We start from the raw sequence: 24223 nt of genomic DNA, 5'->3' as shown, positions 1-24223 counted from the left end.
AATATTAAATATCATGAAAAATAAATATATATTATATTCTATCTTATTCGCTTGTCTCTCGCTATTGAATTCTTGCGCGGACGACTTAAACTTAGAATCCGAAAGTGTAATCACCTCTGACGTTTTTTGGAAAACTGAGGATGATGCCAAGGCAGCTGTCAATGGACTGTACTTTAATTTTAGAACACAAACTCAACAAAATTATTATTTATTGGGTGGCGCAAGAAGTGCCGAAATTAAAGGAGGAGTTCAGTCTCCATTAACTTTAGCGAATTATTACAACAATAATCTTACGGCTCAAAATGTAGATGTAGATTGGGGTGGTTTGTATACTGTTGTACAACAAGCGAATCTAATTTTAAAGTATGTTCCAACTATTCAATTTAGTTCATCTACTTTAAACGAACAAAAAAGATATCTGGCTCAAGCCTATACGATGAGAGCTTTGGCTTATTTTATTATGGCTCGTTCTTGGGGAGGCGTTCCAATTGTGACAACGCCAACAGAGAACACGAATCAAAACGAATATATTGTTCCCCGTAATACTTTGGAGGAAACTTTTGCTTTCATCAAATCGGATATTGAATTAGCACTTGCCAATTTCCCTGACGAGAGTATCAATAAAGTACAATTGTCAAAATCGGCTGCGAATGCTCTAAAAGCAGAAGTTAATTTGTGGACAGCCAAACAATTAAATGGAGGATCGGCTGATTTGAATACTGCATTAAGCGCTATAAACGCTATACCAGCAGGATTTACGCTACTTCCTAATTTTAAAGATGTATTCAGTTATGCGAATAAAGGAAATAATGAAGTTCTTTTTGCAGTTCGTTATTCACTAACGGATGTTACTTCAAATTTATCGGATAACTGGAATTCTTTTATGTATGTAGGCCCTTCAGATTATCCAGGAGCAACGACAGCAGCGGCTACAGCAATGTTTGGAACATTGGGTTCTGGTGCCGGTAATGCCGGTATTTCTAGAGTGCAACCTGATCCGGCACATTTTAATTTTGCAGCTACAGACACTAGAAAAGATGCTACTTATTTGACACTGAGAAATACTGCAAATACTGCAGATGTGGTTACGGGTTTAATGAAATACAACGGTACTGTTGACGGTACTTTAAGACGATTTACCAGTGATATCATTATTTACCGATGGGCAGATATCCTATTGATGAAAGCCGAAATTAAAAATGCTTTAGGTCAGGATCCAACTGTAGAGATGAATCAAGTGATGAAAAGAGCAGATGCAACCGCTTCATTTGCCAATTCTTCTCAAGCGGCAAATGATGATGCTATTTTGAATGAGCGTCTAAAAGAACTGGCTTTTGAAGGAAAAGCATGGTGGGATTTAGTTCGTTTTAATAAAACGGCTAACGTACCTTCTATGACTGGTAAGCAAATATTATTCCCAATATCACAAAATACAATTAACTACAATCCAAAAGTAACCCAAAATCCTGGGTACTAATCTAGATTAAAAACTTACTGTTATTGATTGAGTCGAAAATAAAAAAATTTTCGGCTTGGTCAATTAACACCCATAATTTAACGAAAAATCATCATGAATATACAACATTTAGAAGGACTTATAGCGGCACCATTCACACCATTTGACAACAATGGAAAATTAGATGTAAGTTTAATTGCACCATATTACGCATTCTTAAAACACAACAAAATTACAGGAGCTTTTATAAATGGTTCAACAGGCGAAGGGGTTTCTATTACTTTAGAAGAAAAGAAAGCTGTAGCACAAGCTTGGGCAGATTGCTCCAATCACGATTCCGATTTTAAAGTAATGGTCTTTTTGGGAGGGACTTGTCTCTCAGATTGTATCGATTTGGCAAAACACGCTTATGAAATAGGATTGTATGCTGTTTCCCTTACGGCTCCTTTTTATTTTAAACCTGCGAATGTTGATATGTTAGCTCAAGCGTGCATCATGGTTGGTGAGAGCGTACCAAATATGCCATTATATTACTATCACATTCCGGTTTTGACAGGCGTAAACGTGCCTATGTTTGATTTGGTTCAAGCACTAGATGGTAAACTGGACAATTTTGCCGGAGTCAAATATACCCATGAAGATTTTATGGATTTCCAAAGTTGTATGAGTTATAAAGACGGAAAATACGATATGCTTTGGGGGCGTGATGAGAACATGTTGTCAGCTTTAGTACTAGGAGCAAAGGGTGCAGTGGGGAGCACTTTTAATTATGCAGCACCTTTATATCATAGATTGATTGATGCTTTTAATTCTAATGACTTGGTTTTGGCTCGTGTTTTACAACAAAAATCGATTAACATGATTCGTCTTTTAGGCAAATATGGAGGAATTTCAGTTGGTAAATCCTATATGAAAGTTGTAGGATTGAATTTGGGTGATTTTAGATTACCGGTTAAAAACATGAATGCAGAACAGTTTGTGGAGTTCCAAAAAGATGTTGAAAGCTTGGATTTCAAAAGCTTTAAATCAAATCCGGCTAGTTAATTATAAATGAACTCAATAGAAAAGTTATTACTTTCTCTAATTCCATTATTTTTTATGATGTCAATAACAACAACGGTCAGTTCTCAGGTAAAAGATTTTAATACCATCGAATGGGAAATTGCAACTTATTTGCAAAATAACGAAGGAAGTAAATCTCTTGGATTTGCAGGGCCTATAAATGGGGTACATAAGAATGTCTTGATTGTGACTGGTGGCGCTAATTTTCCAGATAAAATGCCTTGGGAAGGAGGAGTAAAGAAATATTCTGATGAAATCCATGTACTGCAAAAACAGGGAGAGAATTTTGTTTGGAATAAAAAGACAAAAGCTAAATTACCTGAACCGATTGCGTATTGTGGTGTTACTTCAACAGATTTAGGAGTTGTATATGTAGGAGGTGAAAATGAAAATGGACTGTCGAATAAGGCATATATTTTGAAATGGAAAGATTCTAAAAATGACGTTGCCATTCTTTCGTTACCACAATTTCCTTTGGCGATGGCAAATATTGCATTAACCCATATTGGAAATACGGTATATGCAATTGGTGGTGATGAAGCTAAAAAATCATCAAATCATTTTTATAGTTTGGATTTAAATGTTTTGAATCCAGCATGGGAAGAGTTGCCTAATTTACCTATTGCTTTGGCCAATGCTGTTGCTGTTGTTCAAAAAACAAAAGAAGGTACTGCCATTTTTGTTATTGGAGGAAGAACCAAAACGGCTACTGGTATCAGTGAATTACACAATACTACTTTTGTTTTTAACATAGAAAAACAAACATGGACTAGAGCTGCCGTAATATCCGATGGAGTAAATACCACAAACTTTTCAGCGGGCGCGGCGGTTGCGGTAGGAACCCATTCGATTTTAATTCTGGGAGGTGATAATGGTGTGACTTTTCATAAAATAGAAACCTATTTGTCTCAGATAGCGCAAACAAATTCGCCTGGAGAAAAAGTAAGACTTATTGCCGAGAAGAATGTGTTGAATACGACACATCAAGGGTTTTATAAGGGTATGTTGTTTTATAATACGCTTACGGATGCATGGACAAAAGTAGGTGAATTGCCGTTTTTGGCTCCCGTTACAACAACTGCAGTATTATGGGGAGATGATATTATTTTGTCTAATGGTGAAATAAAGCCGGGAATAAGAACACCTAATGTAATGTTGGGAAAAATAAAATAATTGAATTTAATCTTAAATTTTTCTGGTTAGCTATTTTTCACTCCAATAGAAGAGGAGAAAATCATTAGAATACATTTTTAATCATAAAGAATTATGAAGAACTCAAAATATTATCCTTGGATGGTAGTGGGCTTGCTATGGGTTGTAGCGTTGCTCAACTATATGGATAGGCAAATGTTGGCTACGATGCGCCCTTCAATGGAAGCAGATATTCCAGAATTGGTTTCAGGCGAGAATTTCGGACGGTTAATGGCAATATTTCTTTGGATATATGCTTTGATGAGCCCAGTGTCAGGCCTTATAGCTGATAAATTAAATAGGAAGTGGTTGATTGTTGGGAGTTTATTTGTTTGGTCTGCAGTCACGTATGCCATGGGATATGCAACGGGTTACAATGAAGTGTATTGGTTAAGAGCACTAATGGGAGTTAGCGAAGCATTGTATATTCCTGCCGGTTTGTCTTTAATTGCTGATTATCATCAGCAAAAATCAAGATCACTTGCCATAGGAATTCACATGACGGGTCTTTATGTCGGGTCGGCTTTAGGAGGATTTGGAGCAACTATTGCAGCTGCTTATTCTTGGCATACAACCTTTCATTATTTTGGATTAATAGGAGTTGTTTATGCTCTTGTTTTGGTATTCTTCCTTTACGAGAAAAAAGCTCCTGAGAAAAAAATGGTAGTTACAGATTTAGATAAAGTAAAAGAAAAAAGCTCTGTTTTTAAAGGATTAGGATTGTTGTTTACGAATATTTCGTTTTGGATTATTTTATTCTTTTTTGCAACAATCAGCCTACCGGGTTGGGCTACCAAAAATTGGTTACCAACATTGTTCTCGGATAATTTAGGAATTTCTATGGAACAGGCCGGGCCATTGGCAACAATAACAATTTCAATGTCTTCTTTGTTAGGGGTTATTTTCGGAGGAATATTATCCGATAAATGGGTTGTCAAAAATATCAAAGGGAGAGTGTATACAAGTGCTATTGGATTGAGTTTGACGATTCCTGCCTTATTGTTAATTGGTTTTGGAAATTCTCTCTTTCATATTGTGAGTGCTGCTCTTTGTTTCGGAATTGGATACGGAATGTTTGATGCCAATAATATGCCGATACTTTGTCAATTTGTATCGTCAAAACAAAGAGCAACGGCTTATGGAATTTTGAATATGACTGGAGTTGGCTGTGGTGCATTGGTCACATCAATATTAGGGAAATATGCTGATGAAGGAACCTTGGGAAGTGGTTTTGCAATGATGGCAGGTGTAGTATTGGCTGCATTATTAGTTCAGATTATTTTTCTGCGTCCTCAGGTTAACGATTACATTGATGTATAAATAAGTTTTTTAGTTTTTAGAATTTTTGAGTTGGTTATTTGGTTGTTTATCTGCTGAGGTGGAATTAAAATTTTCACCTTGGCTGATAACTTTAGTATGCATTTTTTTTATAAATAAAAAATTTCAAGATTCATAAACACAAACAGGGATTGATAATTACGATGCCATTTTCTATTAAAAAATAAATATTAGCTGCACATGAATAATTCTAAAGGATGCCTATTATCTCTACTGATTCTTTTATTGTTTTTAGCAAACAATAGAATAGTAGCGCAAACTTCTTTGGTGAAGGTAGCGTGTATAGGAGATTCTGTGACTGCAGGTTATCTTTTAGCGAATCCTGTTACGGATTCCTATCCTTCCCAACTCCAAATAATGATGGGGAATAACTATGAGGTAAAAAACTTTGGGCACAGTGGAGCAACACTTTTAAAAAAAGGACATACGCCCTATTATAAAACCAAAGAATGTGCTGATGCGATTGCTTTTGCACCCGATATAGCGATTATCCATTTAGGATTGAATGATACAGATCCAAGAAATTGGCCGAATTACAAAGAAGAATTCGATGCCGATTATGCTTGGCTGTTGGATACTTTGAAAAAGCAAAATCCAAAAGTAAAACTATATATCTGTCGCATGACACCAATCTTTAATGAACATCCTCGCTTTAAATCAGGGACTAGAGATTGGTTTTGGGAAATCCAAGCGCATATCGAAAGAATTGCAAAAGTGAATCAAGTTGGTTTAATCGATTTGCACGAAAAATTATATAACCGTCCGGATCTTTTTCCAGATGCATTACATCCAGTCAAAGAAGGAGCAGCTATCTTGGCACAAACTGTTTATGGGAATGTCACAAAAGATTTTGGCGGACTAAAATTGGAAGCTGTTTTTACAGATAATATGGTTTTGCAACGCAATCAACCTATTGTTATTTATGGCAAAGCCAATGGAGGTGATCCAATAGAAATCTCATTCCTGCAACAAAAACAAACAGCAATTACAGATGAATATGGTAAATGGAAAGTCCGCTTTCCGGCAATGATTGAAGGTGGGCCTTATCAGATGACTATTCAAGATAAAGGAAATAGCATTGTACTCAAAAATATATTAGTTGGAGATGTTTGGTTCTGTTCGGGGCAATCGAATATGGCTTTTCCGCTCCAAAAATCTGAAAATGGGATGGCCGAGGTGCAACAGGCAATTGCTAATTCGAAACTTCGTTTGTTGAATTGGAAAGCGATACAAGAAACAGATGATATGGCATGGGATTCTGTCACTTTGGCTAAAACCAATCAATTAAAATTTTTCTCGGGAAGTTGGGCTGTTTGTGATTCAATATCAGCAAGAGACTTCTCGGCAATTGCCTATTATTTTGGTAAAAATATCGCTCACGAGGAAAATGTTCCAATTGGTTTAATACAAGTTGCAGTAGGCGGTTCTCCCATCGAATCTTGGATGGACAGATACACATTGGAACATGATGACAAAGAGGTAGACGTATTGACCAATTGGCGAAAATCAGATTTTATAATGCCTTGGGTACGCGAACGAGCTGAGGTAAATTTGAAAAACGCTATCAATTCCAAACAACGTCATCCATACCAACCCTGTTATAATTTTGAATCGGGAGTAGCAGATTTTACTCAATTTCCAATCAAAGGTGTTCTTTGGTATCAAGGGGAAAGTAACGCTCATAATGTTGGTCTTTATGAACATCTTTTGCCTGTAATGGTGCAAAGTTGGCGTAAAGCTTGGGGTGCCGAATTTCCTTTCTATTACGTTCAATTGTCAAGCACCGATCGACCAACTTGGCCCGAGTTTCGAGAGATGCAAAATAGATTGCAAAATAAAATCCCGAATAGTGGCATGGCCGTTAGTATGGATTATGGTGATGAAAAAAATGTGCATCCCATAAAGAAAAAAGAGGTTGCAGACCGTCTCGCCCGTTTGACATTGCATTATACGTATAAAAAAGCAATTGCTGCCAACGGACCATTTGCATTAAAAGCAGAACAAAAAAAGGAGACGATTTGGATTTCTTTTGCGTCAGCGAAACATTTAAGTACCTCAGATAAAAAAGCAGTATTAGGTTTTGAATTAGTAACAGATAAAGGGAAACACATAGAAACTGAGGCTTCAATTGTAAATAATCAAGTAGTTATAAGCATTCCGAAAGGGGAGAAGATTACAACAGTTTTATACGCTTGGAAACCTTTCACATTGGCCAATTTGGTTAACGAATCAGGTTTACCGTGTTCTACTTTTAGATTAGAAGTGGACTCTTTACAAAAAAAATAAATAAGTCAGCAAGAACAATATAGAGATAAATATTAATGACAGATCGATCGAAAATTTGCTTTGCATTATTCGTTTCGGCTTAAAAATTCCAAAAAAATGAGCTATTCAAATACAGAACTTCAAAACCTTAAAGATTTTTATCAGAACCAATTACTAAATGATACAATTCCTTTTTGGTTTCCCCGCTCGATAGATACTGAATATGGGGGGTATTTATTGATGCGTGATCAAGACGGAAGTTTAATAGATGATGATAAAGCGGTCTGGATTCAGGGGCGTGCTTCGTGGTTATTGGCAACGCTTTATAATACAGTAGAACCTAAAAAAGAATGGCTGGAGGGGGCAAAATCGGGTATCGATTTTTTAAACAGTCATTGTTTTGACACGGATGGACAGATGTTTTTTCATGTCACACGTGAGGGACTGCCTATTAGAAAAAGACGTTATTTTTTTTCTGAAACTTTTGCAGTAATTGCAATGTCTGCTTACGCAAAAGCGAGCGGGGACGAAGCTGTTGCTGAAAAAGCTCGTTTTTTATTTGGAAAGTGTATTGAATATGCTACGGTACCAGGTTTATTGGAACCTAAGTTTACTTCAACCCGGCCATCCAAAGGGATTGGCGTTCCCATGATTATGATGAATACAGCCCAACAATTAAGAGAAAACATTGGTGATCCACGCTGCGATGAATGGATAAGCAAATGGATTGCCGAAATAGAACGTGATTTTGTAAAAGAGGATATCAAATGTGTGATGGAGCAAGTCGCGCCTGATGGATCTATTATGGATCATATTGATGGGCGTACTTTGAATCCAGGTCATGCTATTGAAGGGGCTTGGTTTATTTTGCATGAAGCAAAATATAGAAACAATGATCCTCATTTAATTGCTCTAGGCTGTAAAATGTTGGATTATATGTGGGAACGCGGTTGGGATAAAGAACATGGTGGTATTTTGTACTTCCGTGATGTCTATGATAAGCCTGTTCAAGAATATTGGCAAGACATGAAGTTCTGGTGGCCACATAACGAAGTAATTATAGCAACACTGCTGGCTTACACTATGACAGGAGATGAAAAATATGCCAATTGGCATAAAATGGTTCATGATTATGCCTATGAGAAATTCCATGATGACAAGAATGGAGAATGGTTTGGCTATCTGCATAGAGACGGGAGTATAGCGCAGACCGCCAAAGGGAATATGTACAAAGGACCCTTTCATTTGCCTCGCCAAGAATGGTATTGTCTTCAAATCTTAAATGAGCATTTGAAAGAAAGTTAGTTTTTAACTCGTTAAAGTGATTGTCAAACGACTTGATTTATTTAAAATATCAAGTAAAATAAAAATGTAATTTTAAAAGATGAAAAAGGCTATTATAAACGGGATAATTCATACAGGTGATGAAATACTAATTGACAGTATTGTCATTATCGAAAATGATATTATTCTTTCCGTTCAAAATGAAATCCCTACGGATATTGAAGTTATTGATCTGAAAGGAAGGCATCTTTCAGCTGGATTTATTGACATCCAAATCAATGGAGGAGAAAGGCATTATTTTAGTCAGTATCCTACAGAGGAAACCATTCAGGATATCTATGAATCCAGTTTAAAATATGGAACAACCCATACGCTTCCTTGTTTAATATCATCATCAAAGGAAACCATTCTTCAAGGGATTCAAGCGATTAGAGACTATCGGTCAAAGCACAAAAATGGGGTATTGGGAATGCATTTAGAAGGCCCTTTTTTAAATCCTTTGAAACGAGGGGCGCATAGTTTGAATCAGGTTCGGAAGCCTACTAATTCGGAGTTAGAAGAGATTATTCGTTATGGTAAAGATGTTATAAAAGTTATTACTATTGCTCCAGAATGTTTTACAGAAGAGCAACTGGATATGCTTTTGGAAAGTGGCATTGTGATTTCGGCTGGACATTCAACAATGACTTACAAAGAAGCGCAATATTATTTTTCGAAAGGGATACATTTAGTGACTCACTTATTTAATGCGATGACTCAGTTTGGGCATCGTGAACCGGGTTTAGTTGGGGCTACTTTTGACAACGAAGCTGTTTATGCTCCTGTAATTTTAGATGGTGCGCATTGTGATTATGCCGCTGCGAGAATAGCTTATCAATTAAAGAAAGAGAAATTCTTTTTGATTACGGATGCTGCATTTTTGGGACGTAAAGTTTCCAATTTCAAATGGGAAAATTTTGATGCTCATCTGGAAAATGGTTTCTATAGAAATGATGAAGGCAATTTGGCCGGTGCCAGCATTTCAATGGATGAAGCTGTTCGTAATGCCCATCAGTATTTGAATGTGACTATAGATGAGGCCATAAAAATGGCAACTTGTCGGGTAGCAAGTGCGATTAAAATGGAGGATAAATTGGGTAAAATAAAACCGGGGTATCCAGCCAGTTTTGTTCGTTTTAATGATGATTTATCAAAAGTTGAATCGTTAATTTTTTAATAAAGAGTAAAAAAATACATTTTGAGTGAAATAATTAAAGTGAAGAGTTTGTTAAGCAGAGTTGAGGTTAAAGAATGGAAAAGTGTTTTTGCAGGGATAGTATTTGCTTTCCTTTGGTCTTCTGCTTCAACTGCAACCAAGATTGGATTGGTTTCTGCTCAACCCTTTGTAATATCTATTTTTAGATTTCTTATTGCGGGAAGTATTATGTTATTCGTTTCTCATATAGTGTTAGGAAATCGCATGCCAGTTAAAAGGGAATGGATACAAATTAGTATTTATGGATTTCTAAATATTACATTTTATCTCGGGTTATATGTTATTGCCATGCAACAAGTTTCCGCAGGTTTGGGGAGTTTGGCAGTCGCTACGAATCCCGTTTTTATTGCGATGATGTCTGCCTTTTGGTTTTCTCATAGAATCAAGTTCAAAAATATTCTGAGTTTATTATTGTGTTTTATGGGAGTGGTTATGGCAGCTTATCCGCTTTTGCAAAACAGCTATGCAACGCCTTTTGGGATAATAGTTTTATTGATAAGCATGATTGCTTATTCACTGGGTACTATTTATTATTCTAGAGTGAATTGGAATGGGTTGAACATTCTAACTATCAATGGGTGGCAGACTATTTTGGGAGGTGTTTTTTTACTGCCGGCTTTATGTGCAACTTATGAATCGGATAAGAATAATTTCGACACTTCTTTTTGGACTTCGGTTTGTTGGTTGGCTATTCCGGTTTCTATAGGCGCAGTGCAGCTTTGGCTTTATTTATTAAAAAGTAACCCAATCAAAGCTTCGTATTGGCTGTTTTTATGTCCAATATTTGGTTTTTTGATTGCTCATTTTATAATGAAAGAACCGATCACTTTTTATACTGTTTTTGGAGTTATTCTTGTTATAAGCGGATTATACATAGTTCAAAAGAAAAGCAAGTCCTGAATTTAAGATTTAGAGTTTTTGGCTAAAAAATAACTTATTGTTAAACAGTTGTTATTGAAGAATAAAAGAATAAAAGAGATTTTTACAGAAAAATTAATCTCAATATTTAAAGAATAATAAAATTTATTAAAAATAAGAAAATGGAAAACACATTAGAATCAGAAAGAGAGATAAGCTTCAAAAAAGCAGGTCAGTTTGAAGATACCCGTTTTGAAAAAATCCACAACGTAATTTTTAAAAACTCAACGGATGCTTCAATAATTGTTGCCCAGGAGATTGCCGATTTAATTCGTTCGAAACAAGAAAAAAATAAAAAGTGTGTATTAGGATTGGCTACTGGTTCTTCTCCAATAAAAGTATATCAGGAATTGGTTCGTATGCACAAAGAAGAAGGTTTGAGTTTTGACAATGTTGTGACTTTCAACTTGGACGAATATTATCCTATGCCTAAGGAAAGTAACCAAAGTTACCATTATTTCATGCACCAGCATCTTTTTAACCATGTTGACATTAGACCGGAAAACATCAATATTCCTGACGGAACTGTTTCTTTGGAAGACCTAAACCAGTTTTGTGTTGATTATGAAATGAACATTAAAAATGCAGGAGGTCTTGATTTTCAATTGTTGGGAATTGGTCGCACGGGTCACGTCGGTTTTAATGAGCCGGGTTCGCATATCAATTCTGGAACTAGAATTATTACTTTGGATCATATTACAAAAGTAGATGCCTCGGGTGATTTTAACGGAATTGGGAATGTCCCTAAAAAGGCTATCACAATGGGAGTTTCTACAATTCTTCGTTCTAAAAGAATTGTCTTGATGGCTTGGGGACAAAACAAAGCATCCATTATCAAGAGAACCATTCAAGGCGATATCAGCTCTGAAGTTCCTGCGACATTTTTGCAAAATCATAACAATACTACTTTTGTGTTGGATGAAGGAGCAGCTTCGGAATTGACGAGATTGGAAACACCTTGGTTAGTTGGAGAATGTATTTGGACGGAACAGTTGAAAAATAAAGCAATTGTTTGGCTCTGCCAACATACCGATCAATCAATCCTTAAATTGACTGACAGAGATTACAACAACAATGGAATGTCGGATTTGTTGGCAGCAGGAAGTTCGGCTTACGATTTGAACATCAATATGTTTAATGTATTGCAACATACCATTACTGGGTGGCCAGGAGGAAAGCCGAATACAGATGACAGTAATAGACCGGAACGCTCGAATCCCGCCAAGAAAAGAGTGATTCTGTTCAGTCCACATCCGGACGATGACGTTATTTCGATGGGAGGAACGTTTGCCAAATTAATCAAACAAGGTCACGATGTACATGTGGTGTATCAAACTTCTGGAAACATTGCGGTTACTGATGATGAGGCATTGAAGTTTGCTGAAGTGTGCAATGATTTTGTCGAAAAAGATAAATCAGGAATCAATTTTCAAGCTGTAATAGATTCAATCCATTCAAAAACAATTGGACAAAGCGATTCTGCCGAAGTGCGTAAATTAAAAGGATTAATTAGAAGACGCGAGTCGTATGCCGCAACGAGATACATTGGTTTGAAGGACGAAAACACCCATTTCTTGGATATGCCATTCTATGAAACGGGTATGGTTCAAAAGAAACCATTAGGGCCAGAAGATATTGCTATTGTAAAGGAAATTATCGAGAGAATTAAACCACATCAAGTATTTGCTGCTGGGGATCTTGCTGATCCGCACGGTACGCATGAAGTATGTCTGAATGCTATTTTTGCGGCCATGAAAGCATTAAAATCGAAACCATTCATGAACGATTGTTGGTTGTGGTTGTACAGAGGAGCTTGGCACGAATGGGATATACATGAAATTGATATGGCTGTTCCATTGAGTCCTGATGAAGTTATGTTGAAAAGACAAGCCATTTTGTACCACCAATCCCAAAAAGACAGAGTAATGTTCCAAGGAAATGATTCAAGAGAATTTTGGGTTAGAGCCGAGGATCGAAATAAAAGCACGGCAAAATTATACGATAAATTAGGACTTGCCGAATATGAGGCGATCGAAGCTTTTAAACGTTTTGAGTACTAAATACCAATTGCTTTGATTGTTTGCTAAAACCACAAATCCTAATTTTGTACCGGCCCTTAAACAAATTAAACTATAATTCAGAAAAAAATCAGGAATGCGGGTGATTCAAGCACAGATTAATAAAGGACATCTTCAAAAGTATTTTGAGTGTTACTTTTTTTTTCTTAAATCATTTAATTTGTTTGAAAACCAAAGGAAAAACAAAATCTCATAACTTAAAAGTATTAATTTAAAGAAAATCTTGTATTCCAAAAGGAGCAATCTATAAAATCAATAAATTTCAAAGTGTGAATAATTTATCTGATTTTGTAAAAAAAAAAGAAACTAGGTAATGCCATACAGGAAGACTTTGCGGAATGAGTTGGAGTATCACTTATGGTTATTCGAAAAATAAAAGAGCACAAAAAAATCTGAAACTTAAAAAGTAAAACAGGTACTCAAAATGTTTGGGCATCCATTAGCTCTTAGTACTAATAGATAAAGTATGAAGTTCACAATACCCCATAAAACAAAATACTCTGCACTTTCAATGCAGAGTAATTTGTTTAGATCAACTAATGACTTCGAATTAATTATTCAGTTTGATAAATCCACCATCAATTGGATAATCGCAACCGGTAATAAAACCAGCTTCATCACTGCATAAGAACAATGCCAAAGCAGCAACTTCTTCTGGTTTGGCCATACGGCCTATGGGTTGTGATTTTGATAATTTTTCAAACATTTCGGCTTCTTGACCTGGATAATTTTTGGAAATGAACCCATCCACAAAAGGAGTGTGAACTCGTGCCGGAGAAATCGAATTACAACGAATATTATCTCCCAAATAATCTCTGGCTACTGATAAAGTCATTGCCATTACCGCTCCTTTTGCCGTAGAATAAGCAAATCGATCCGGGATTCCTACCCAAGCCGCAATTGAGGCCATATTCAGTATAACTCCACCACCAGAAATTTTTAGTTGTGGCACAGCCATATGCAAACAGTTGTAAACACCTTTCACATTTACGCTCATGATGCGATCAAAGTCGGCTTCTGGAGTGGTTTCTACTTTCCCCACATGGGCGATTCCAGCATTGTTAACCAAGATATCGATAGCTCCGATTGTCTCGAATGTTGCCGATACTTCTTGCTGATTGGCCACATTGCAGGCGTGAGAAAACACTTTTCCCCCAGACAATTTTATTTCTTCCACTGCTGATTGTGCGCTTTCTTGAGTCAATTCAACAATATGGACTTCGGCTCCTTGCTTGGCAAACAAAACCGAAATAGCTTTTCCTATTCCGCTTCCGCCTCCTGTTATTACCGCCTTTTTATTTTGTAGTGAGAACATGATTTTTATATTTTAAAATTATTTTATTTTTTTATAATGAAACACCACGTTTCCATGGGATGAAATCATCTTGGTTTAATTGTACTGCTTTGGGGATAATTTCTCCACTGGCCGCCTTTATGCAATACTCCAAGATATCTTCGCCCATTTCTTCAATGGTTTTTTCTCCACTGATTACCGGTCCACAATCGATATCAATAATATCACTCATTTTTTTAGCCAAAATGGAATTGGTAGCTACCTTAATCACAGGACAAACCGGGTTGCCTGTTGGAGTTCCCAATCCAGTGGTAAACAAGATTAATGTTGCTCCAGAAGCCGCTTTACCAGTTGTTGCCTCTACATCATTTCCTGGAGTACAAACCAAACTCAAACCTGCTTTTGTTGCTGGTTCAGTATAATCCAATACATCTACTACAGGTGCTGTTCCTCCTTTTTTGGCGGCACCGGCACTTTTTATTGCATCGGTTATTAATCCGTCCTTGATATTTCCTGGTGAAGGATTCATGTGAAAACCAGAACCCACTTTATGAGCCAAAGCATCGTAGGACTGCATCAAATCAATGAATTTTTTAGCCGAAGTTTCTGTTGTACAACGGTCAATCAGGTTTTGCTCCACTCCACATAATTCAGGGAACTCAGCCAATAAAACTTTGGCACCTAAAGCTACCAATAAATCTGAAGTATATCCTACGGCTGGATTTGCGGAAACTCCACTAAAACCATCGCTTCCACCACATTTTACACCAACACACAATTCGCTTAACGGAGCTTCTGATCTTTCATATTGATTGATTTCTATTAAGCCCTCGAAGGTCTTTTTAATGGCATTGGCAATTAATGTTTCTTCGCTTTCGGTTTGCTGTTGTTCAAAAATAAGTAATGGTTTATCGAATGCCGGATTTTGTTTCTTCACGTCATTCACAAAATCCTGCACTTGCAAATGCTGACAGCCCAGACTTAACAACGTTATACCTCCCACATTTGGATGGTTAGCATAAGATGCCAATAAAGCACTTAAAGTTGCCGAATCCTGACGTGTACCTCCACAACCCCCTTGATGATTGAGAAATTTTATTCCATCTACATTTTTAAAAACACGATTGGCACTATTATTTGGCGTAAGTTGTAGGTCAACTGAATCAATATTTTCTCCGCTTTGGTAAGCCTCCAATAATTGGTGAGTATATTGTGTGTATTTATCGCTTACAGAATACCCCAATTCATTATGTAGCGCTTCTTTAATTACATCCAAATTTCGGTTTTCACAAAAAACGGTTGGTACAAATAACCAGTAATTGGCAGTTCCCACACGTCCGTCTTTTCTTTTGAATCCCTTAAATGTCTTGTCTTTGTATTTTGAAACATCTGGGGCTTGCCATGTAAAATCTGTTTGACGATACCCGTAAGGTTCAGCGGCATGTTTTAGATTTTCGGTGGTCATCAGACTTCCTTTGGCCACATCACATTGTACTTTTCCAACCAAAACACCATACATAATCACTTCATCCCCTTTACTCAAATCAGAGGTGTAAAATTTATGTTTTGCTTTAATATTGTCTTGAAGGATATATGTTTGCCCTTCAAAAATAACACTTTCTCCTTTTGATAAATCGATCAAAGCCACCAATGCATTATCGCTTGGGTGCATCTTCACTACTAATCTTTTCATTTCCATAATTATATTAAATAGAATTTATGCTTGATTTGTTTTATGTCCGTTAAATGCAAACAACAGTATTACTGAAAAACAAGTCAATGGAACAACATAACCGTTTTGAATGTTTCCTGTAGCATCCGAGATTAATCCTAAAACCGGAGGTAATAAAGCTCCTCCCACGATTGACATTACGATCAACGAAGATCCAATTTTAGTATTGTGCCCAAGTCCATCAATTCCCATCGAAAAGATAGTTGGAAACATAATGCTCATAAAAAATGCGATTGCAATTAAAGTATAAACCACAATCATACCTGTACCCATTATCGCTAAAATTGAAAGTAAAATATTGATTATTGAATATATAATCAGTAATTTTCTTGGCTGTATATATTGCATAAAAAATGTTCCGGCAAAACGTCCTATCATGAACGTTAAACCAAAAATGCCTAAATATTTGGCTGCAGTATCTTCTGTAAGAGCTGCAGAAGTGGTTGCCATTTTTATAAAAAAACTAGCCACACAAACTTGTGCTCCCACATAAAAAAATTGTGCCAGAATTCCCCATCTTAATCGCATCGATTTCAGGGCGCCGGCAAAACTTGCACCGTCTACACCTTCTTTATCTTCGTCTTTTACATCAGGCATATTGGTAAAATAAAATACTACGGCCACAGCCAAAATAATCAATCCTAAAATTAAATAAGGCATTTTTACACTCGCTGCCTCCTCCAAAATATGTGCATGCAATTCAGATGGATTCATGGCATCCATCTGCTCTTGAGTCAAATTTTTCCCGGACAAAATCATGGGTCCAATATATGCTGGAGCTATAAAAGCGGCAAGACCATTAAAGGATTGGGAAAAATTTAATCTTTTGGTTGCCGTTTCAGCTGGGCCTAATATTGTAACATAAGGATTGGCCGCTGTTTCTAAAAAAGTAAGTCCGCAGGCGATAATGAACAAAGCTCCAAGGAAATAAATATATTGTAATGAATTGGCTGCAGGCACAAATAAAATAGAGCCAATACCAAATAAGGTCAATCCTATCATAATACCCGATTTGTATCCATACTTTCGCATGATATAACCCGCTGGCAAAGCCATAACAAAATAGGCTATAAATACGGAAGAATCTATCAAAGAAGACTGTAAATCTGTAAGATTAAAGGCTTTTCTTAGATGAGGAATAAGGATTGGATCCAAATTGTGTACAAATCCCCAGAAAAAAAACAAGCTGGTTACCAAAATAAAGGGAAATAACCACTTTTTATTTTCTGTAGAATCAACGCTCTTTCGAACAACTGAAGTAGGTGATAATGCCATACGGATTTTATTAATTTTTTACTGTTTTAGAATTCGAAAGGTATAATTCCTAAAGTATATTTATTAATTCAATATTATCTTAGTTTAACTGTTTATTATCTCTGTAAAAAGAAATAATAAAAATATGTTATCTAAGTAATTGTATGTCTGTTGTTTGCTGTAAATATGTTTGCCTAGAAAAGAGAATTACTGAAAGGGGTATCTAGATTGTTGTATCGTTGGGCTTGGAGATTTCTTTGTTTTTAAAAAAAACATTATAAATTTTGTACAATATAAAGGAGTCCTGTATAAATTCGAAAGAAATTAGTTTTCTGTGTTTTTACGGTATTCTTTTGGAGTGGTTTCGGTCAGCTTTTTGAAAAGTTTATTGAAATTGGAAACAGTTTTGTATCCACACTCGTATGCAATTTCAGACATGCCCATGTCGGTTTCAATTAGAAATTTGCAGGCATTGGAAACCCGAATCTCGTTGAGATATTCCACAAAATGTTTTTGGGTTTTTGACTTAAACATTCTGCAAAAGGAGGTTGGTGTTAGATTGGCAATTTTGGCAATTTCATCCAGCGAAATATCTTGTTTAAAATTATCTTTTACATATTCGAAAACATCCGAAAGGCGATCGTTTTTGGCACTTTCATTTGCCGGAGTGTAAGCTTCATTATTTACAAATGCAATATCGCTACTCTCGGAAAGCATTGATAAAATCTCAAAAAGTCCAATAATGATTTCGAAGTTTTTTTTGTGAACTAATTTCTCTAATTTTTTAGCAATCAGTTCGTTTGTTTTTCCCGTAATCGATAAGCCTCTGCCTGCTCGATTAAAGAGATTGTTTATTTTTTGGGTTTCTTTTAATTCATAAAAAATGGGACCAAAGATGTCTTTGTTAAAATAAACAACTATGGCCTGGGCCTTTAGTGTATTTATTCCTTTGTAATAAATTTCGTCATTTAACCATACATGAGGAATGTCTGAACCAAGAAAAACCATGTCGCCAGACACAAATTGTTCTACAGAATTCCCAACAATTCTCTTTCCATAACTTTCTTTGATATAGACTAACTCGAGTTCCGGATGCGAATGAAAAGGAGATTGAAAAAAAGGATCTTCACGAGAAATAACAGAAATGTAGCTATTTAGGTATGATGTGATTTTTGTTTTTTCAATTTTCATTATTCGTTTTTTTTACAAAGATAATTAATAATTAAACTAAGATAATATTGAATTAAAAAATATGCTTTAGTTATTATATCTTTCAAATTCCCAAATAATGCAAATTTAACTAAAAACTTGGAGTTTATCTGAAGGTTAGTGTGGAGATTCTTGTTATTGCGCTATACTTTTTTTGTAAAATTTTATAAAAATTAATAGGGTAATTTCTAAGAAGAAAACCTTTCATATCTGGGAAAAAATGATTTTTTTTAAAGTGATTCATAAAATAATATAAACCTGTAAAAAATGAAAAAAACAATTTTATTGACGGTATTGCTATTCTCCATGTTATCGAGGGCGCAGCAGGCGGTTCACATTATTCCGCAACCCGTAAGTTTAGAAATGAAACAAGGCAGTTTTGTCATTGATGATAAAACAACAATAAAATTTTCCAAAAAAGATAAGGAAACGGAGAAAGTGGTTCACTTTTTCACAGAATATGTAAAGAAAGTTTCAGGCTATGAGTTAAAAGATAATAAGACCAAAGGTGGAAAGATTATTTTTAGCATCGATAAAATTGGAGAAATAGGGGATGAGGGCTATTTGATTAGTGTGAATCCGAACGAAATTCTTGTAAAGGCAAATACCTCCAAAGGATTATTTTATGGGGTCCAATCATTATTGCAAACTTTACCTTTTACAAGAAACAATGATTTGGTTCAGATTCCTAGTATGGAAATCAAGGATTATCCTCGTTTTCAATGGAGAGGGTTGATGCTGGATGTCAGTCGCCATTTTTTTGCACCCGAATTGGTGAAAGAATTTATCGATTTGCTTGCGACTTATAAAATGAACGTTTTTCATTGGCATTTGGTTGACGGAGCCGGATGGCGTTTGGAAATCAAAAAATATCCTAAACTTACCCAGCAGGCAGCTTGGCGTGTAGATGATTGGGGGAAATCTTGGAATTGGGCCGAGGTAGAATTTAATGCAGACAGAAGTAAATCGACTTATGGAGGTTATTATACGCAGGAACAGGCCAAAGAGATTGTGGCTTACGCAAAAGAAAGAAATATTACTGTGGTACCAGAGATTGAAATGCCAGGACATTCAGAAGCGGCGATGGCAGCTTATCCAGAACTTTCCTGTAATTCAAAAAATAATTTCGGTCAATCAGGAAATTTCTTTGCCAGTAAAGGCGAAAGTAATTACTGTGCGGGCAATGATCAGGCTTTTGCTTTTTTGGAAGATGTACTTACTGAGGTGATGGCAATTTTCCCTTCTAAATACATTCATATTGGAGGAGATGAAGTGGATAAAACGAGTTGGAAAAATTGCGCAAAATGTCAAGCCAGAATGAAAACGGAGCAATTGAAAGATGAAAAAGAATTGCAGAGTTATTTTATTCGTCGAATGGAAAAATTCTTGGTTTCAAAGGATAGAAAAATGATTGGTTGGGATGAAATTCTGGAAGGAGGATTGGCTCCAGAAGCCACTGTTATGAGCTGGCAAGGCGAAGCAGGAGGAATCGAGGCTGCCAAGATGGGACACGATGTTATTATGACTCCCGGTTTTCCGTGCTATTTTGACCATTATCAGGGTGATCCAGAAACAGAGCCAGCTGCGATTGGAGGTTTTAATACTTTGAAAAAAGTGTATAGTTATGAACCGATTCCTGCAGAATTAAGCAAGGAAGAAGGTAAGCGCGTTTTGGGTTCACAGGCTAATCTATGGACAGAATATATACCAACAGCGGAACAGGCAGAATATATGATTCTTCCTCGTATGCCCGCTTTGGCAGAAGTATTGTGGTCTCCAAAAGAACAACGCAATTGGAAAAATTTTAATGAGCGTTTGCAGCCTCATTTGGTAGGTTTTGAGCAAAAAGGGCTTCATTATTCCAAAGGGAATTTTAAAGTGGATATTATGCCAATCGTGGAAAACAACAAACTTTCTATTGCTCTCGAAACAGAGAATACAGATGGTTTAATTTATTATACAATCGATGGAAGTATTCCTTCAACCGGAAGCACTAAGTATGAAAAACCTTTTGAAGTCAATACATCTATGACAGTAAAAGCAATCATGGCATTGAACAACAAGGTGATGAATGCCAAACCAGCAGAACAATCATTTACTTTTAATAAGGCTACAGGAAAAACAGTGACGTATGCAAATGCCTTTAGTCGCTATTATCCTGCTAATGGAGCCAATTCACTAACGGATGGTTTTAGAGGGACAAAAAATATAAGCAAACAATGGCATGCATTCAATGGAAATGATTTGGTTGCCACTATTGATTTGGGAGCGAGCACTACTGTTGGCAGCATTACTTTGGGGTGTATTCAAAATTGGGGGCAATGGGTGTTTTTACCGCTATGGGTGAAGTTTGAAGTATCGGATGATGGAATTAATTTTAAGGAAGTAAAAACAATAACCAATACTATTCCAGTTGCAGAAAGAGACACGCAGATAAAAGACTTTACGGCCAAATTTTCGGAACAGAAAGTGAAAGTTGTTCGCGTTACCGCCAAAAACCTAGGTCAGTGTCCTGCGGGCCATCCCGGCGAAAATCAATCTGCTTGGTTGTTTGTTGATGAAATTATGGTGGAGTAATAAAGAGATTTCTCAAAAATAAAACAGCTGTGATTTTCGTTTAAATCACAGCTGTTTTTTTATGTTAAAGGATTTTTAATTATAATTGAGTGATATCAACTGAAATATAATGTATATTTTTCCTGTTGTCGGTATATGAAATGTGAATATTTCCGTCCCCACTCTGTATGATTGCAGGATAACTGTATTCTCCTTTTTCGTGTTTTTCTAAAGTGCAAATATCCGTCCAGTTTTTTCCGTCTTTAGAAATAGCCAATCTTAGTTCCGAGCGTCCCAACCACCAATCTTTTCCAGAAATCATTGGATTATAAACTAAAAGCTGACTACCGTTTTTAAGCATCACGGAATCAATACCTGAATTGGGATTGGGAAGTGAAATCGCAGCTGGTTTAGACCAAGTCAGGCCTTCATCTGTTGACCAGGTTTCGACAATTACATTTTGTCGGCTTCGGCATAGCATTTGAAGACTTCCATCGGCGTATTCCACAATAGAAGGCTGAATTAGTCCAAATTCTCCATTGTCGATAGCTATCTTATTCCATTTGGAAGCATTACTGTCGCTAATTTCTATATGGATTTTCCAAATATTATCCTTTACGCTTTCTGTGCTTGAAGGATAAATAATTTTACCAGATTTGAGTTGAATGGGTTTGTTTTTAATTGGCCCCAGAATTTCATTGGGCAATCTTATGGCTTTTCCCCACGATTTTCCGTCGTTGTTGGAAACCTTCATTTCTCCCCACCATTCCCGTGGATTTGGACCTACTTTGTAAAACAAAAACAATTTCCCTTTTTTGTTTTTGAATAAAACTGGATTCCAACAGGCAAAACGAACTGTATCATTTTGAATCCCATTGGCAATGGATTTAGGTTGACTCCATTTTCCGTTTTCCAAAACTGATGTCCAAATCGCTACATCATTGGCACCTTCATGCTCGCCTGCAAACCAAGATGCCATTATTCGATGATCACTCAATTCGACTAAGGTTGAGGCGTGACAGCTTTTGAAAGTGCTTTCGGGAAAAATATTTTCCTGAGTAATTAATTTGACTTTTGAGGAATTCTGTGCTTTTACAACCATCATTGATAAAACCAACATCAGTATGATACTATTTTGTTTTAAAATATGCATGGTTCTGTTTTAGATTTTATTTTAGTGTTTTCACTCCCAATTCAGCAGCACTGATATAATTTCCATCCACGCTGGTTTTTCCGATGAATTTAAAATATCTGGCTTTTGCAGGCGTTTTTAAAACAATGTTTTGCTCCACCGGATTGCTTTTGATGTTGGAAAATTCACCTTCAGTTACTGTTGTCCAAGTTACATTGTCTATACTTGTCTGCCATTGGTAGTTTTTCACAATTCCACCTGTTCCGTTTTGGCGAGGCAAATATGACAGGGAAACGATTGACATTTCTTTGCCCATATCGACAGTAATAGATTGAGGTAAGGCTGTTGCCGATGTATTATCGGAAGTGTTCCAAAGGGTTTCTTCATTTTCGTCAATTGCATTCGATGATTTTCCTTTTTCCTGATTATCAAAAGAAGCAGCGACTATTTTCCAGTCTTTTTTGCAGACATTAAAGGATTGAATTACTGTTTCGCCAGATTTCATATTAGTGCCAAATGATTTGGCTTTGATTTCACCAGATGTTAAAAATGAAAAGGCACCTTCATAGACCGGAGATTGAGCAGTAGGCTCGGTTCCGTCAATGGTGTAACGGATTTGGTTTACCGCCATGTCGGTAGTTATTGAAACCATTCCCACTTTGTCTCTTTTGATTTTTGGAAGCGGTAATTGTTCCGGTTCTTTAAACACTCCCACATCGCTTAAAGCAATACAAACAGGTGATTCTTCGATACGAATTCTCAGTTTTGAAGTGGATATATAATTTTGTAAGCGCACTAATCTATTAGCTCCAATACTTGTAGCTTCGCCCACTTTTTTCCAATTACCATTGATAAAAGCATCAATTTCAATTTTTTCGATGCGTTGACCAAGTTTGATGTTTTCTCTCAGACGGATGATATTAAAAGTTTGTTCTTTTTTCCATTCTAAAGTAACTGAAGCTTTTTTTACATCATCACTGGTAGCCCAATAGGAGTAACGATCGTCATCAGTCAGATTTTTGGTTCCGAATGATTTGTTATCACCTCCTCTAATTTCCGAAGCAGTAATTACAGCCGATTTTGCTAGATTATCGGCATATAATTGCTTTAAGAAATCACCAAAATCTTTCAATGCTTTGACGTCGTTTGGATGTAATAAACCGTCTGTATTAGGTGAAATTCCTAAATCCAGACAACCACCTCTTCCAACAGATTTACAGTAAATCTCGAATAATTTTGAAACTGATTTTACCTGATTGTCTTCGTTTGTGTGGTAAAACCAACCATTTCTAAGCGGTACATCACATTCTGCAGGTTTCCAAAACTTACCGTTTCGTGTTCCTTCCGGAGCTTTCTCTGAATTGGTTTCGCCAGGAGCAGCAATTGTTTTACCTTTAGCTGGTTGTGGAGTAAAGGTTGCCCAAGAGGTTTCAGCTGCAAAACCGTGTTCATTACCTACCCAACGGACATCTCCCATATCGGCAAAAATAACCGCTCCGGGCTGCATTTTTCTGGAAATACCCCAAGTGGTTTCCCATCCGTAATAAGTACCACGATCGATACTTCTTTTTTCATTTTTACCACCATAATAACCATCACCACCATTGGCACCATCAAACCAGGTAATAAATAATTTTCCGTAATTCGAGTACAATTCTCTCAATTGATTACGATATTTGGTAACATATTCAGGCTTTCCATAATCTTCATTATTTCTGTCCCAAGGTGAACAATAGAGTCCAAATTGCATTCCAGCATTGCGTGTTGCAAGTTCAAATTCTTTCACCATGTCACCTTTTCCGTTTCGGAAAGGACTTTTACTAATATTATAAGCTGTTGTTTTAGTTGGCCATAAACAGAATCCGTCATGATGTTTGGCAACAAGAATCACTCCTTTGAAACCACCGTCTTTGGCGGCATTCACGATTTGGCTTGCATCAAATTTTGCTGGATTGAAAATTTTTGGGTCGGCATCACCATATCCCCATTCTTTGTTCTGAAAAGTCGTTGGTGTAAAATGGACTAAAACATATTGTTCCAATTCCTGCCAACGCAATTGGGCTTCGCTAGGCAAAACTCCATAAGGTACTGGGGCAGCCGTTTTCTGCGCTGTCATTGACAAAAACATCAAGCATCCCAAAACTGTTAATAACTGTTTTTTCATCTTTTACAATTTTAAATTGAAACAAAAAATAATCA

General features: G+C 36.4%; 16 protein-coding genes. 10 read left to right on the top strand and 6 right to left on the bottom strand.

From position 1 onward, the window contains the following. Positions 1-13 precede the first annotated feature (13 nt). The 9 genes from C8C85_RS01245 (at position 14) to nagB (ending at position 12829) form a co-directional block, all read left to right on the top strand. Positions 14-1477, top strand: coding sequence for a RagB/SusD family nutrient uptake outer membrane protein (locus C8C85_RS01245; protein WP_116795449.1), 1464 nt, complete (start codon positions 14-16; stop codon positions 1475-1477). 93 nt (positions 1478-1570) lie between these two features. Next, positions 1571-2500, top strand: coding sequence for a dihydrodipicolinate synthase family protein (locus C8C85_RS01240; RefSeq protein WP_116795448.1), 930 nt, complete (start codon positions 1571-1573; stop codon positions 2498-2500). Between the two features lie 54 nt (positions 2501-2554). Continuing rightward, positions 2555-3691, top strand: a complete 1137-nt coding sequence (locus C8C85_RS01235; protein WP_243412025.1) for a galactose oxidase — start codon at positions 2555-2557, stop codon at positions 3689-3691. Between the two features lie 93 nt (positions 3692-3784). After that, positions 3785-5029: an MFS transporter gene (locus C8C85_RS01230; RefSeq protein ID WP_116795446.1), complete on the top strand. Its 1245-nt coding sequence runs from the start codon at positions 3785-3787 to the stop codon at positions 5027-5029. 198 nt (positions 5030-5227) lie between these two features. Next, positions 5228-7333, top strand: coding sequence for a GDSL-type esterase/lipase family protein (locus C8C85_RS01225; protein ID WP_116795445.1), 2106 nt, complete (start codon positions 5228-5230; stop codon positions 7331-7333). Between the two features lie 96 nt (positions 7334-7429). After that, positions 7430-8617, top strand: coding sequence for an AGE family epimerase/isomerase (locus tag C8C85_RS01220; protein ID WP_116795444.1), 1188 nt, complete (start codon positions 7430-7432; stop codon positions 8615-8617). A 79-nt stretch (positions 8618-8696) separates the two neighbouring features. Continuing rightward, the gene (nagA, locus tag C8C85_RS01215; protein WP_116795443.1) at positions 8697-9812 is read left to right on the top strand and encodes an N-acetylglucosamine-6-phosphate deacetylase; all 1116 of its coding nucleotides are present in this window, start codon (positions 8697-8699) and stop codon (positions 9810-9812) included. A 21-nt stretch (positions 9813-9833) separates the two neighbouring features. After that, positions 9834-10751 (top strand): DMT family transporter, encoded by a 918-nt coding sequence (locus tag C8C85_RS01210; protein WP_207786916.1) that lies wholly within the window; start codon positions 9834-9836, stop codon positions 10749-10751. A gap of 140 nt (positions 10752-10891) precedes the next feature. Next, entirely contained in the window at positions 10892-12829 is a 1938-nt protein-coding gene (nagB, locus tag C8C85_RS01205; protein ID WP_116795442.1) for a glucosamine-6-phosphate deaminase, read from the top strand. 568 nt (positions 12830-13397) lie between these two features. On the opposite strand, the gene C8C85_RS01200 is transcribed toward nagB, so the two are convergent. The 4 genes from C8C85_RS01200 to C8C85_RS01185 form a co-directional block, all read right to left on the bottom strand. Continuing rightward, complete coding sequence (locus C8C85_RS01200; protein ID WP_116795441.1) at positions 13398-14162, bottom strand: SDR family NAD(P)-dependent oxidoreductase; 765 nt, start codon at positions 14160-14162, stop codon at positions 13398-13400. 31 nt (positions 14163-14193) lie between these two features. Further along, positions 14194-15834 carry a UxaA family hydrolase gene (locus C8C85_RS01195; protein WP_116798328.1) on the bottom strand — a complete coding sequence of 547 codons (1641 nt, stop codon included), beginning with the start codon at positions 15832-15834 and terminating at the stop codon, positions 14194-14196. 24 nt (positions 15835-15858) lie between these two features. Continuing rightward, a complete protein-coding gene (gene fucP / locus C8C85_RS01190; RefSeq protein WP_116795440.1) occupies positions 15859-17148 on the bottom strand; it encodes an L-fucose:H+ symporter permease in 1290 nt (429 codons plus the stop codon). A 303-nt stretch (positions 17149-17451) separates the two neighbouring features. Further along, the gene (locus C8C85_RS01185; protein WP_116795439.1) at positions 17452-18318 is read right to left on the bottom strand and encodes an AraC family transcriptional regulator; all 867 of its coding nucleotides are present in this window, start codon (positions 18316-18318) and stop codon (positions 17452-17454) included. A gap of 285 nt (positions 18319-18603) precedes the next feature. Between C8C85_RS01185 and C8C85_RS01180 the strand changes: the two genes are divergently transcribed. After that, a complete protein-coding gene (locus tag C8C85_RS01180) occupies positions 18604-20913 on the top strand; it encodes a family 20 glycosylhydrolase (RefSeq protein ID WP_116795438.1) in 2310 nt (769 codons plus the stop codon). Between the two features lie 79 nt (positions 20914-20992). On the opposite strand, the gene C8C85_RS01175 is transcribed toward C8C85_RS01180, so the two are convergent. Beyond that, entirely contained in the window at positions 20993-22045 is a 1053-nt protein-coding gene (locus C8C85_RS01175) for a sialidase family protein (RefSeq protein ID WP_207786915.1), read from the bottom strand. A gap of 16 nt (positions 22046-22061) precedes the next feature. After that, on the bottom strand, positions 22062-24188 hold the full coding sequence (locus tag C8C85_RS01170) for an alpha-L-fucosidase (protein WP_116795436.1): 2127 nt from the start codon (positions 24186-24188) through the stop codon (positions 22062-22064). Between the last annotated feature and the right edge of the window lie 35 nt (positions 24189-24223).

The organism is Flavobacterium sp. 103 (assembly GCF_003096795.1).
Classification (GTDB): Bacteria; Bacteroidota; Bacteroidia; order Flavobacteriales; family Flavobacteriaceae; genus Flavobacterium.
Note: the sequence above shows the minus strand (reverse complement) of the source record. Positions and strands in the feature narration are given on the sequence as shown.